Here is a 12,530-nt window from a genome sequence, read left to right as displayed (position 1 = left end):
CTTACCGGAACCGGGGGGGCCGACAAGCAAAATACCGTGGGGAATCCTCGCTCCAAGCGCGTGATACTTTTCCGGGTGCTTGAGGAAGTCGACGACTTCGGTGAGGTCGGCCTTGGCCTCGTCGCAGCCCGCCACGTCGGCGAAGGACACCTTGACCTGGCCCTCCTGAAACACGTTGGCCCGCGATTTGCCGAACTGGCTGGCGCCGCCGCCCTGGTTGCTGCGGGCGCTGCGCCAGACGACCAGCAACACCAGCCCGATCAGAATCAGCGGCAGCAGTTGGGTCAGCCAGCCGAAGGCCGAGCCGCTGCCGACGACCTGCACCGTGATGCCAGCGCCCCGCAGGGTGGCCAGCGTCTGGGCGGTGGGCGGCAGCACCACGTCCTGGGCGCGGGCCTCGCCTTCCAGGCTGACTTGGGCGTTGCCCTCGCCGTCGATCAACACGTTGCGCACCCGCTTGGCCCGCACGTCGCTCAGAAAGTTGGAGGCGGTGTAGTCCTGCCCTGAGCGCCGCGCTGTATCGGCCACCGCCTGCTGCACCGGGGAGGTCTGGGCGAGGGCTGTGGGCGCCGCCACAAAGCTCAACACGCCGCACAGCGCCGCCACACCCAACCAACGGATAGGCTTGCGACGAGATTCACGCCTGCTGCTGCCTGATGTGCTGCTGCCTGATGTGCCCGGTGTCATACTTCATGCTACGGCGCCGGATAAGCTGGCGCGGCGCGAGTTGTGACAATTTGGGATGTGGAATGTGGGCTGTGGGCTGTGGGTTGTGGGAAATGCAGATCCGTACCGTCCCCCACAGGTCGAACGTCCAGATCAACCGGGCTGGTGCAGCCTTGCCGACCACCAGCTCCACAGGTCACTGCCTCGGCACGTTATTGCGCCCCCGGAACCATCAACCACCCCAAACCGTCAATCGCTCAGCCACCCCTTCATCTGTTCCCGCGTCTCACAACCCACTGCCCACAACCCACTGCCCACAACCAAATGAGTGCCAGTTCTCACCTTCCGCCCGTCAACCTTGAGCCGACTTCAGACCCCAATCAGATTCGGCGGGGTATGATGAGAGGTATGCGTAATGTCACCTTGCTCGGCTTGATGGCGCTGGCACTCAGCGCCTGCACGGTTTCCGTCAACACCAATTCGGGCCTGAGCGGCTCGCGCAGCAACCTCATCTCCAGCTTCGCGCCCGACCGGGGCGAGGCCAGCAGCTACCGGGTCGGCGACCAGGTGAGTTTCCGCTTTTCCAGCCGCAGCGACGGCTACCTGACCCTGATTTCGCTCAACCCGGCGGGCAACGGCAGCGTCCTGATTCGCGGCGCCGCTGTGCGGGCGGGCACCACCACCTTCCCCCGCGCCCAGGACCGCGTGACCTACGACGTGGCCCCGCCGCTGGGCCTCCAGCGCGTCCGGGCGATTTTTACCCGCCTGCGCCCCACCGTGGACGTGGTGTTGCAAGGCAACTACAGCAGTGACCGCTGGAATTCGGTGACCACCACTTACCTGACGCCCTACGCCCCCGCCGAGCGCGACGTGCAGGAAACCTTCTTCTACATCCGCTGATATATCTGCTGAGCGTAGAAAGTGAGCCGCGCCGCCGCCTGAACGGGTGAGAGGCGCGGTGTTTTTGGATGGTGGCAAGTTGGAATTCACCAGCTTCGTGAGGCGCCTTCGTAGTCTGAAGTGGGCGTTACAAATTTAGAACCTGTGCGGTATATTCTAGAGGTGCCCTGGACGATCATTCTGCTAACCGAAGTGACGGAGTGGTTTCAGTCGCTGGAGACGGCGACGGCGGAGCAGGTGGCTGCCGCGCTCGATTTGCTCGAAGAACGTGGGCCAGCGCTGGGCCGTCCTCTGGTCGATACCATGCAGGGCTCGGCGCTGGCTCACCTCAAGGAGTTGCGGCCCGGCTCGTCCGGTGGCAGCGAAGTCCGCATTCTGTTTGCCTTTGATCCGCTACGTCAGGCTATTCTGCTCACGGCAGGCGATAAATCGGGGCAGTGGAAGCGGTGGTATGAAATCCATATTCCGCTGGCCGAGGACCGTTACAGGCGTTGGCTGGCTGGCGAGTACGCACAGGAGGAACCATGACCACAACCTGGAACGAGTTGCGTGCCCAGGCGGTGCAGACCGGGCAGATCGATGAGCCGCAGGTGGCCCAGCACCGGGCCGAGGCGTTGGCGAAAGTGCAAGCGTACCGGCTGGCTGCCGTGCGAAAGGCTGCCGGACTGAATCAGCAGACGCTGGCCCGTCAGTTGGGGGTGTCTCAGTCGCGGGTGTCGCGCATCGAACGCGGCGACTTCGACCATACCGAAATTGCCACCCTGCGGGCCTTCGCGCAGGCGCTGGGCGGCGAGCTGGAAGTGACGGTCAAGCTGGGCCAGGAACGCTTTACCCTGACGCCTACTTCTTAGCCGCTCTACTCTGAGCACATGACCCCCGACTCCCCCAGTCCGCTGACCCTTAATGCCGCCAGTGAGCGCGTCCACGCCTACGTTTCGCAGTTCAGGGAAGGCTACTTTTCGCCGCTGCTGCTGCTGGCCCGGCTCAGCGAGGAGGTCGGCGAGGTGGCGCGGGTGCTGGCCCACGAGAACGGCAAGACCCCCAAGCCCGGCGAGGACGTGGGCGACCTCGAACTGGAACTGGCCGATTTATTGTTTGTGATGCTGTGCCTGACCAACTCACGCGGCCTGAGCCTGGAGCGCGGCTTTGAGCGCATGATGGCCAAAGTCGAGGTTCGCGACGCCGAGCGCTGGACCCGCAAGGAAGCAGGCGAGTGAGCGGCGCTATCCTCAGAGCATGACCTCACCTGATTCCCGCTACCCGGTTGGTCCTCAACCCACTCCTGAAACCGTCAGCGCTGCCGAACGCGAACAGGCGGTGCGGGCCATCGCCGCGCTGAGCGCCGAGTTGCGCTCGGCAGTGGCTGGACTGAACGACACGCAACTGGGCACCCCTTACCGCGACGGCGGCTGGACCGTGCGCCAGGTCGTTCACCACGTCGCCGACAGCCACATGAACGCTTACGTCCGGGTCAAGCTGGCACTGACCGAGGACAGGCCCACCATCAGCCCCTACGATCAGGATGCCTGGGTGAAACTGGCCGACATGACCTTGCCCGCCGAAGTGAGCCTGAGCTTGCTGGACAGCCTGCACACGCGCTGGGTGGCCGCGCTACACCATCTGGACGAGGCGCAGTGGGCACGCGAGTATATCCACCCGGAATACGGCAGGGCGTCCAGCATGGCGCAGGTCGCCGTTTCTTATGCCTGGCACGGGCGTCACCACACCGGTCACATCTTGCAGCTCAGAGAAGCGCGGGGCTGGTAGCCTGAGCGTGCAGTAGGTTGGTCGGGTGAATTACGACGAGTTCGCCGACCTCTACGATCACCAGTACGACCTCTACCGCGACGACCTGCACTTTTACGGCAGCCTTGCCGAGCGCGTGGGCGGCCAGGTGCTGGAAATCGGCGCCGGAACAGGCCGCGTGACCACCTTCCTGGCCCGCCGGGGCGTGGACATCACCGGCCTGGAACCCAGCGCCCGGATGCTGGAGCGTGCCCGCGCCAGGGCCGGACAGGAGAAGCTGAGCCTCAAGCTGCTGCAAGGCGACGTGCGGACCTTCAGTGTGCCGGAGCGCTTTGAACTCATCATCGCGCCGTTCAACGCCCTGATGCACCTCTACACGCCCAACGAGCAGCTTCAGGCGCTGCAAAACGTCCACGCCCACCTGAAACCCGGCGGCCAGTTCGTCTTCGACCTGAGCGTGCCGCGCTACGGTGCCCAGGCGACCCTGCGCCACGAGGGCGAGACCTTCACGCAGGGCCGCGAGCGCACCGACGTGTTTTTGGTCCAGCGGCTCGATGAGGTCCGGCAGCGCGTCACCACCGATTACTACGTCGATACGGTGGGCGAGGACGGGTTGCTGCGGCGCCGGTTTTTCAGCCTGGAGCAGCGCTGGTACACCCGTTACGAGGTCGAGTGGCTGCTGCGGTGCGCGGGCTTCGAGTCGCCCCGTGTGCAGGGCAGTTTTCAGGGTGGGCTGCTGGAGGCGGGGAGTGAGACGATGGTGTTTTTGACGAAGAGCAAATAATCCTACGCTGGCGCCCTGCAAGAGAGGCGAAAGGCCGCCCCTGAGCCTGGGGCCACCCAATCGCGGTCCCCTGTCAGGGTCTGTCCCTCAAACCTCAGTCTCTGTCAGGGGTTACGCTCCAAACCCCCGCCCCTACCCCTGTCTTCCCAACCTCCAGCCCACCTCAACCCCGGCGCCCTATCATCGCGCCATGACCCAGCTCTCGCTTCCCTCAAACCCTGACGCCCTCAAGGTCGGCCTGGTGCAGATGGCGCCCGTCTGGCTGGACCGGGAAGCGACGCTGCGCAAAGTCGAGGGCTACGTGACCCAGGCCGCTGCCGAGGGTTGCCAACTGGTCACTTTCGGAGAGGCGCTGGTTCCCGGCTACCCCTTCTGGGTCGAGCTGACGGACGGCGCCCGGTTCAACAGCCCGGCCCAGAAGGAAATGTACGCGCACTATCTGGAGCAGGGCGTGGTGATCGAGCGCGGTGATCTGGCAGGCGTCTGTGCGCTGGCCGCCGAGCACCGCGTGGCCGTCTACCTGGGTGTCATGGAACGCGCCCCGGACCGGGGTGGACACAGCCTGTACTGCTCGCTGGTCTATGTCAATCAACAGGGTCAGGTCGCCTCGGTCCACCGCAAGGTCCAGCCGACCTACGAGGAGCGCCTGGTCTGGGCCGCTGGCGACGGGCACGGGCTGCGGGTGCATCCGCACGGGGCCTTCACGGTGGGCGGGCTCAACTGCTATGAAAACTGGCTACCGCTGCTGCGAAGCGCCCTGTATGCCCAGGGCGAGAACCTGCATGTGGCGGTCTGGCCGGGCGGCATGCACAACACCCCAGACATTACCCGTTTCATGGCGCTGGAGGGCCGCTCGTATGTCATCTCGGTCAGTGGCCTGCTGCGGCCCGCTGACGTTCCGGCGGGCATTCCCCTCTACGCCGAGCTGATGGCCGAAGCCCAGGCGACGGGCCGCGAGTTCTACGCCAACGGAGGCAGCGCCGTCGCCGCCCCCGACGGGTCATGGTTGCTGGAGCCGGTGCTGGGTCAGGAGGGGCTGTTCACCGCCGAACTGGACCATGCGCTGGTGCGCCGCGAACGGCAGAATTTCGATCTGGCCGGGCACTATTCCCGCCCGGACGTGACTGAACTGCGCGTGGACCGTCGGCGCCAGAGCACCGTGCGGTTTAGCGACGGGGACTGAACGGGATTAAGGCTGTTTCCCGTGCTCTGTCGCCCTGTTCTGGTGTCGCTTTCTGGCTGAGCTGGTCGCCCGCTCGACTTACACTGCTGAGCTTGAATTCATCTAAACATAACAATGAAATGAAACGTCAGACGCTTCTACTATGTGTCTGTGCTGCTTTTACATAACCCGCACATCGCCCCGAACACCAACTAGATAAGGAGCATCCAATGCCGCGCACTTCACCACTTGTGTTCAGCGCGTTTCTCGCTGGCTCTGGGCTAGCCGTTGTGCTGGGCGGCCAAGAGACTCGTACTCCCCGGCCTGCCCAATCTACCGTCCAAGTGAAATCGCTCACTCTCGAACAATCTTCGTTACGAGTGCGTCAGGGTGTCGTCTACGACGGGTACAACCGCGTGGTGAGCCCATCGTGCTATGCCACTTTCGGACTCACCAAGAGTGAAGTTCGCACCATGTTCGATGTCAAGATTGTCCCAATGCATTTCACCAAAGACCGTCCTTCGGACTCCGCACCAGTCATTGCCTCTGTACGCCGAGGCAAACTCTATGACGAACGGCGCAAAGCGGTCCCTGTGGTGTGCTACGCCATCTTCGGGTTCAGCCCCAAGACCGTGGATGCCATGCCGGACACCGACCTCACCTCGTCACCCTCTCTCGAACTGAAGTGAGGATGCACACGCCCAGTAGACGAAGACACCCGCGTCAACAGTGTGGTCGAAACGGCTTACCCGCAAGGTCACGATCCCGTTATCGTCTTGATGGCCTTGCGCCGCTCACCAGATACCGGTGTCGTGACCAACAGAGAGCGCAGGTAGCCCCGGCTCAAGCAGTATCTCGCCACTCCTTCATTTCCACTTCGCCAGCCGCCGCCCCCTGCCCTGCAACTTCTTGAAGTGCTTGCCACTGCGCTTCATGCCGTGGTCGGGCCGCACGCCGTCGGCGATCAGGTGCAGCCACTGGCTGACGTAGTAGCCCAGCACCACCGGCAGCACGAACTTGACATTGATCGGCTGTGGTAAGCGGGGCAGCCCCAGTGCGGGCCAGAAGTAGTGCAGCAGCCCGAAGACCATCAGCAGGATCAGGCCCACGTAGGCCAGGCGGGTCAGTGGCCCCAGCAGCCAGGTGTGCGACAGGCCCCGGTGCGAGAAGACCATGCCGTAGGGCACCCACAGCACGCCCAGCAGGCCCCAGTGGCGCTTGCTGTCGACTTTGCCCTCGGCCAGATCGAGGTCGGGCGACAGCAAAAAGGTGCCTGCCGCGTAGGCCAGCGTGAAGCTGGCGGCCTGGGCCGGGGTAATCAGAATCAGCTTCTGAGTCGTGGCGGCCAGTCCGGCGGCGGCCACGGCGCTGTAGACGGCGATGTTGATGAGGTTGTGAACGCGGCCACTCGGCATGGCGGTATTGTGCCGCACGCACGGGGGCAGGGTGTTCACCCGCCGTCAGCCCAGAGGCGTCATGCTGTACGCAGATGAACCGCGCCTCCCTCACCCCTTACCTGACCGTGACGCTCCTGAGCTTCCTGACCGCCTGCACCCAGCTCGCCGTGCCTAGCCTGGGCAACGCCGATGTGAACGCCGCCTACGCCCGCAGCGTGGTCTACCAGGCTCCGTTTAGCGGCACCTGGAGCCTGGGCGGCCTGCCCGCCTGGATCAGCGCCTCGCCCGGCAGCGGCGTCGGCGATGTCAGGGTGACCTTCACGCTCAACCGGGCGCTGGCGGCGCCGGAGCAGGCCGACCAGCCGACCCTCAGCGCCCCGGTGACGCTCAACTGGAAAACCGCTGGTGGTGCCAGCGGCGGCGCGGCGGTCCTGAACGTGTCGGCCTCGCTGTACCGCCTGAGCGGCCAGGTCGTCCAGAGCGCCGCTGTGCAGGCCCCGGCGGTGCTGGCCAACGTGCTGACCAGCCGCCCGGTGCAGACCAACGGCGAGCTGCTCTCACGCGGCGTCATCGTCAAGTACCGGAGCGCCGCAGCCCTGCAACGTGCCGCCCTGGCGCTGGCCGGTGGGGCCTCCGGGCGGCTGATTCAGGGCCAGTCGCTGACGGGCCTGAGTCTGAGCGCCCGCTCCGGCCTGAGCCTGACGTTGCAGACCTCCGACCAGGACGCCGCCCTGAGAGCCCTGCGCGGCGATCCAGACGTGGAGTACGCCGTACCGAACGCGCTGCTGCGTGCTCAGTCGGTGCAGGCCCACAGCACCATACAGGCCACACCACCGCTCCAGGCGCCCTTCGAGCCTGCCGACGAGTACGCGCCGCTCCAGTACGTCTACCGGCTGGTCGGCTACGGCGCGGTCTGGCGCCAGATGCAGAACGCGCCGTACACCCGGCCCGTCACGGTGGCGGTCATCGACAGCGGCGTGCGCTTTGACCATCCTGACCTGGCCGGGCGGCTGTGGAAGCCAGGGGAGGGCGCCCTGGACCTGATTACCAGCGACAAATTCGGCCCCGACACCGACCCCACCGACCCCGGCACCGTGGGAGAGGAGGGCAGCCACGGCACCCACGTCAGCGGCCTGATCGCGGCCAACACCGGCAGTTTTCCCGCGCCCTGCGCCACTTGCAGCAGCAGCGGCGTGGTCGGGGCCGCGCTCACGGCGCCCGTCACCGTGCTGCCGATTCGGGCCATCGACGCCTCCGGCGACGCCTCCGAATCGGATGTGGCGCTGGCTATTCGCTACGCGGCTGGCCTGGCGGTGACGGTCCGGGGGGTGAGCTACACCAGCGCCCATCCGGCACAGGTCATCAACCTGTCGCTGGGCGGGGCGATCAGTGCCAGCAGCGCCCAGCCGCTGTGTGAGGCCGTCGCGGCGGCCAGTGCGGCGGGGGCGCTGGTGGTGGCGGCGGCGGGCAACGGCGGCGGCGGCCAGCCGTACTACCCGGCGGCCTGTCCCGGCGCTCTCAGCGTGGCGGCGGTGCGCCCCAGCGCGGCGGGCCTGCCCATTCACGCCGAGTACAGCCAGCACTACGCCGGGGTGGGTATCGCGGCCTACGGCGGCGCCGATCCGAGAAACCCGACCTTCAACATGAAGCTCTCGCTCGGCGGCGTGGCGCAGCCCGACTCGGTGTTCTCGACCTCCTGGGATTACAAAACCAATCAGCCCAGCTATCAGTTTCTGTCGGGCACCTCGCAGGCCGCGCCGCAGGTGGCCGCGCTGGCGGCGCTGCTACTGAGCAGGGGCACGGTGGCCACGGCGGCGCAGGCCCTGGCCCGGATGCAGGCCACCGCCACCGATCTGGGGCCTGCCGGAGTCGACCCCGATACCGGTTCTGGCCTCATCAACGCGGCGGCGGCGCTCTCGGCCCCCGCCGTCTCGGACAGCCGCACGCTGAGCATCCTGGGGAGCGCCGCCAGCTTCCGGCCTGCTCTGAGCACCACCGGACAGTTCAGCGCCTTCCTGCCGGACGGCAACTTTCAGGTGATCGCGGGCCAGGACGGCAACGGCAACGGTCTGGGCGGCGAAGCGGGCGAGAGCGGCGTCCAGCTCAGCGCGGCGCTGGGGCCAGACACGCCGGAAGTGGACCTGGGCGTCCTCCAGATCTTGCCGCGCTGAGCGGCCCGTGGAGCGTACTGGCCAGTCCAGGCCGCTTCAGGCTGGACAGACCTCACGGCGCTGGCCCGCCGATTGTCAGAAACGGAGAAGAGGGTGAACATTACCTTCTTCTCAACGCTCGCTGTTTTTCAACGCCCGGTCATTTCCGGTCTCCCCGGCTGCTCCGTGCGGTGGGTGACCTCCGTGCTTAGGGTGAGCGTCATGGTCCGGTCTGTGCCGCTGGCCCGACTGACCATCCCGCCTGCTTCAACGTCTGATCGCCCGTATCTGCCCGCCCACATCTGCCCGCCCACATCCAATCGCCGAGCTGCCGTGCCAGAGGAGGCCCGCCGTGTACTCACCCCACTTCACCCGAATTCGCCCGACCAAGCGCCTGACGATGCTGGGCGCCGCGCTGCTCGCCGCCGTGCTGGCCACTCCGGCCCAGGCGACCAAACTCGCGCAGCTCCAGTCCAGCGGGACGTTCCGGCTGGCCTTCGCCACCGCCCAGGCGCCGCTGATCTATAAGGACGGCAACGGCTTCAGCGGCTTTGTCATCGAACTGATGGGCGTGCTCAGCAAGCAGATGAAGGTGGACAAGGTGAGCTGGAAGCAGGCCGCCTCGCCTCAGTCGCTGGTCCAGAACCTTCAGAGCAGCAGCTACGACGCCATCATCGACTCCAGGTTGCCCAAACCGCTGGGCGGCGTGAACGTCAGTCAGCCGCTGGCCTGCACGGGCGGCGTGATTCTGAGCAAACCCGGTGGCCCGGAATATGAAAACGAACTCAAAGACAAGCGCATCGGCGTGGTGACCGGCAGCGATTACTTCTTTTTTGTGCGCAACCTGAGCGTCCCCAAGAAGATTCAGGTCTACGCCGACGATACCCAGGCGCTGCTGGGCTTTCTGGGCGGCACCGTCGATGTGCTGGTCACCGACCGCTACGCCGCCCTGAAGATGCTCAGAAGCGCCGGAGACAAAAAGCTTCAGGTCGGCCCGCTGCTGTGGTCGCAAGACCTGCGGGTCGTGATGGGCGGCAACCTCAACGGCAACGTGATGGTCGACAGCAGCGAGGTGCTGGGCAACCTCAACATCAACCTGAAAAAGATGCTCGACGACGGCAGCTACGCGGCCCTGAGCAAAAAGTACTTCAGTCAGGACGTGCGCTGCGACACCCAGCGCTGATACGAACTCTGCTCAATTCCTTAACATTCGCAAAAGCGGCCAGGCCCGGTAGATGCCGTTCTGGTCAAGAAGCACCGGATGTTAATCCATACCGAGAAGCCCGTACTTTCTTCCACTTCTGTTCGCCGGACGAATCAGTTACTGCTTAACTGATTCATCGGAGTCTCTATGAGGCGAGCAGCGGCCCGCGCACGTTCAGGTCTCTCCCTCCGGCTGCGCTACACTGCTGGGCGCTGTGCCGGAGTGGGCCGGGCTGGTTTTGCGCCGCCGCCCCCCTGCGCTGAGGAGAGAACATGTCACTGTCAATCGGAATCGTCGGGCTGCCCAACGTCGGCAAATCAACGCTGTTCAACGCCATCACCCGCGCCGGGGCGCTGGCCGCCAATTACCCCTTCGCCACCATCGAGCCGAACGTGGGCCGGGTCAGCGTGCCCGACCTTCGCCTGAGCGCCCTGAGCCGGGTGTTTACCAAGGGCGAGCGGGTACCGCCGATCATCCCGACCTTCGTGGAGTTCGTGGACATCGCCGGGCTGGTGAGGGGCGCCTCTCAGGGCGAGGGTCTGGGCAACCAGTTTCTGGCCAACATTCGCGAGGTGGACGCGATTGCCCATGTGGTGCGCTGCTTTGAGGACGGCAACGTCATTCACGTGTCCAATAAGGTCGATCCGCTGGACGACGTGGACACCATCAACACCGAGCTGGTGCTGGCCGACCTGGCGGGCCTGGAGAAACGCGCCGCCAACCTGTCCAAGAAAGCCAAGGGCGGCGACAAGGACGCCCGCGAGCAACTGGAGGTGGCCGAGGCCATTCTCAAGGTGCTCGCCGAGGGCCAGCCTGCCCGCAGCGCCGTGCTGCCGGGGCCGGTGCCCAAGGACTTCGGGCTGATTACCATCAAGCCGGTCATCTACGTCGCCAACGTCGGTGAGGACGACTTGGCGGGCGAGGACAACGTGCATGTGCGCTCACTGCGGGCCTACGCCGCCGCCGAGGGCACTCACATGGTCAAGATCAGCGCCCAGATCGAGGGTGAACTCGCCGAGATGGACGAGGCCGACGCCCGCGCCTTTCTGCACGACCTCGGCGTGGAGGAAAGCGGCCTGGACCAACTGGTGAAAGTCGGCTACGAGACGCTGGGTCTGATTACCTTCATCACCTCCGGCGAAAAGGAAGTCCGCGCCTGGACCATCCACCGGGGCGAAAAGGCCCCCGAAGCCGCCGGGGCGATCCACTCGGACCTGGAGCGCGGCTTTATCCGGGCCGAGGTCATCGAGTGGGAAAAGATGGTCGAGGCAAGTGGCTGGGTCGGCGCCAAGAGTAAGGGCTGGGTGCGCACCGAGGGCAAGGAATACGTGATGAAAGACGGCGACATTATGAACGTGCTGCACAATATGTAGGTTGGGCACCGAACCGTTACTTCAAGCTGGACCACGGGCGGCTGACGCCTTCTCGGCCCTCCACTTTGAAACAGCTCAGCTCTGAAACAGCCGCGTCTCCAGCCCGGCCTGCTCGCTCGCCGCGATATCGAGCAGCGGGGAGAAGCCGCCCAGATCACCTGGCCCGGCGACCAGCGCCCGCTCGATGCACGCTCCAGCCGCCGCCTCAGCCAACCTGGCCGCCCGCTGCGCCTCCAGGCCGCCGAGTTTCATCAACTTGGTGGCTGAGGCGACTCGTCCCAGCAGCCAGGCGCTGACGTAGCCTTCCAGCGCGGCCCGGCGCCCCACGCCCAGCGCCGCCGCGACGGCTCCGAAGGTGGTGGCCTGATGCCGGGTCGGCGGCAGGGCGGCCAGCTCCTGCGGCCACAGGTGCAGTGCGGCGCGGCGCAGGTTGGCCCCGGTGCGCAGGCTGGCTTCACGCGGCCCCCGCACCAGCTTGAGGTCGCTCAGCAGGTCGTCCAGCTCGGTCAGCTCAGGCGCACTCGCCCCCCAGGCCAGTGCACAGGCAGGCGCGTCCTGCTGGCCCCAGCCGTGCGTGAGCTGCCCACACAGGAGGGCGCTCAGATCGGCAGCCGTGCGGACCTGGCCCCGCTGGGTCAGCGTTTCCAGGCCGTCGCTGAAGGCGTAGGCGCCGCTGGGAAAAGCCGAGTCGGCGAGTTGCAGCAGTCGGAGGAGCGAGTACTGGGTACTCAGTACTTTCCCCTCAGTACTTTCTTTACTCATGTTCCCAGGTACTGCGCCCGTGGAAGGGCCGGGTCTGGCGGGTAAACGCCGCGCCCAGCCGCGTCAGCAGCAGTTCGATAGGCGCGTCCCAGAGGACCAAGAACTCATGGCCGTCTTCGACGAAATCACGGTGCAGATTCCCGACGGCGTGGGCCACTCTAGCCGCTTCAGCCAGGCTGCGCGGCGTCACGGCGGCCACGTCCTCCGGGGCGGCGGCGACGAGGTAGGCCACGCCGCCCCTGAGTTCCAGCAGCGTGCCAGGCGTCAAATACGTGCCGGTGGGGAAGGCCAGTCTAAGCTCGGCGCCGTCCGGGGCGGTCAGGCGGCGGCGCACCCGGCGGCGGTCCAGCGCACTCATCGGGACGTGGACGGTGGACTGGGCGGCG

General features: G+C 65.9%; 14 protein-coding genes and 1 pseudogene. 11 read left to right on the top strand and 4 right to left on the bottom strand.

Annotated features, from left to right (window positions below; genetic code table 11):
• Positions 1 to 576 (bottom strand): annotated as a pseudogene (locus tag Q0R23_RS05080) (cell division protein FtsH); the annotation flags it as partial.
• A 498-nt stretch (positions 577 to 1,074) separates the two neighbouring features.
• Here Q0R23_RS05080 and Q0R23_RS05075 point away from each other — a divergent pair.
• The 8 genes from Q0R23_RS05075 (at position 1,075) to Q0R23_RS05040 (ending at position 5,947) form a co-directional block, all read left to right on the top strand.
• Positions 1,075 to 1,566, top strand: coding sequence for a DUF4384 domain-containing protein (locus Q0R23_RS05075; RefSeq protein ID WP_293911033.1), 492 nt, complete (start codon positions 1,075 to 1,077; stop codon positions 1,564 to 1,566).
• Positions 1,567 to 1,728: 162 nt separating this feature from the next.
• A complete protein-coding gene (locus tag Q0R23_RS05070) occupies positions 1,729 to 2,094 on the top strand; it encodes a type II toxin-antitoxin system RelE/ParE family toxin (protein ID WP_293911030.1) in 366 nt (121 codons plus the stop codon).
• A complete protein-coding gene (locus Q0R23_RS05065) occupies positions 2,091 to 2,417 on the top strand; it encodes an XRE family transcriptional regulator (RefSeq protein WP_293911027.1) in 327 nt (108 codons plus the stop codon). The genes Q0R23_RS05070 and Q0R23_RS05065 overlap by 4 nt, the downstream gene beginning before the upstream one ends.
• Before the next feature lie 18 nt (positions 2,418 to 2,435).
• Positions 2,436 to 2,783: a nucleotide pyrophosphohydrolase gene (locus Q0R23_RS05060; protein WP_293911025.1), complete on the top strand. Its 348-nt coding sequence runs from the start codon at positions 2,436 to 2,438 to the stop codon at positions 2,781 to 2,783.
• A gap of 19 nt (positions 2,784 to 2,802) precedes the next feature.
• Positions 2,803 to 3,333: a YfiT family bacillithiol transferase gene (locus Q0R23_RS05055; RefSeq protein WP_293911022.1), complete on the top strand. Its 531-nt coding sequence runs from the start codon at positions 2,803 to 2,805 to the stop codon at positions 3,331 to 3,333.
• Between the two features lie 25 nt (positions 3,334 to 3,358).
• Positions 3,359 to 4,096 (top strand): class I SAM-dependent methyltransferase, encoded by a 738-nt coding sequence (locus tag Q0R23_RS05050; protein ID WP_293911020.1) that lies wholly within the window; start codon positions 3,359 to 3,361, stop codon positions 4,094 to 4,096.
• Positions 4,097 to 4,286: 190 nt separating this feature from the next.
• Positions 4,287 to 5,279 (top strand): carbon-nitrogen hydrolase family protein, encoded by a 993-nt coding sequence (locus tag Q0R23_RS05045; protein WP_293911018.1) that lies wholly within the window; start codon positions 4,287 to 4,289, stop codon positions 5,277 to 5,279.
• A 323-nt stretch (positions 5,280 to 5,602) separates the two neighbouring features.
• The gene (locus Q0R23_RS05040; protein WP_293911016.1) at positions 5,603 to 5,947 is read left to right on the top strand and encodes a hypothetical protein; all 345 of its coding nucleotides are present in this window, start codon (positions 5,603 to 5,605) and stop codon (positions 5,945 to 5,947) included.
• Positions 5,948 to 6,124: 177 nt separating this feature from the next.
• On the opposite strand, the gene Q0R23_RS05035 is transcribed toward Q0R23_RS05040, so the two are convergent.
• The gene (locus Q0R23_RS05035; RefSeq protein ID WP_293911013.1) at positions 6,125 to 6,673 is read right to left on the bottom strand and encodes a metal-binding protein; all 549 of its coding nucleotides are present in this window, start codon (positions 6,671 to 6,673) and stop codon (positions 6,125 to 6,127) included.
• 74 nt (positions 6,674 to 6,747) lie between these two features.
• On the opposite strand from Q0R23_RS05035, the gene Q0R23_RS05030 reads away from it, so the two are divergent.
• From Q0R23_RS05030 to ychF, 3 genes are all read left to right on the top strand, one after another.
• A complete protein-coding gene (locus Q0R23_RS05030) occupies positions 6,748 to 8,826 on the top strand; it encodes a S8 family serine peptidase (RefSeq protein WP_293911011.1) in 2,079 nt (692 codons plus the stop codon).
• Between the two features lie 331 nt (positions 8,827 to 9,157).
• Positions 9,158 to 9,988 (top strand): transporter substrate-binding domain-containing protein, encoded by an 831-nt coding sequence (locus Q0R23_RS05025; protein WP_293911009.1) that lies wholly within the window; start codon positions 9,158 to 9,160, stop codon positions 9,986 to 9,988.
• Positions 9,989 to 10,281: 293 nt separating this feature from the next.
• A complete protein-coding gene (ychF, locus tag Q0R23_RS05020) occupies positions 10,282 to 11,382 on the top strand; it encodes a redox-regulated ATPase YchF (protein ID WP_293911006.1) in 1,101 nt (366 codons plus the stop codon).
• A 75-nt stretch (positions 11,383 to 11,457) separates the two neighbouring features.
• Here ychF and Q0R23_RS05015 read toward each other — a convergent pair whose 3' ends face one another.
• Positions 11,458 to 12,144 carry an urease accessory UreF family protein gene (locus tag Q0R23_RS05015; RefSeq protein ID WP_293911004.1) on the bottom strand — a complete coding sequence of 229 codons (687 nt, stop codon included), beginning with the start codon at positions 12,142 to 12,144 and terminating at the stop codon, positions 11,458 to 11,460.
• A partial coding sequence (locus tag Q0R23_RS05010) for an urease accessory protein UreE (RefSeq protein ID WP_293911002.1) occupies positions 12,137 to 12,530 on the bottom strand: 394 nt, incomplete at its 5' end. The genes Q0R23_RS05015 and Q0R23_RS05010, both read right to left, overlap by 8 nt.

Origin of the sequence: Deinococcus sp. (genome assembly GCF_025362455.1) — a bacterium.
GTDB lineage: Bacteria > Deinococcota > Deinococci > Deinococcales > Deinococcaceae > Deinococcus.
The sequence above is the reverse complement of the archived record's forward strand: the minus strand, read 5'-3'. Positions and strand labels throughout refer to the sequence as shown.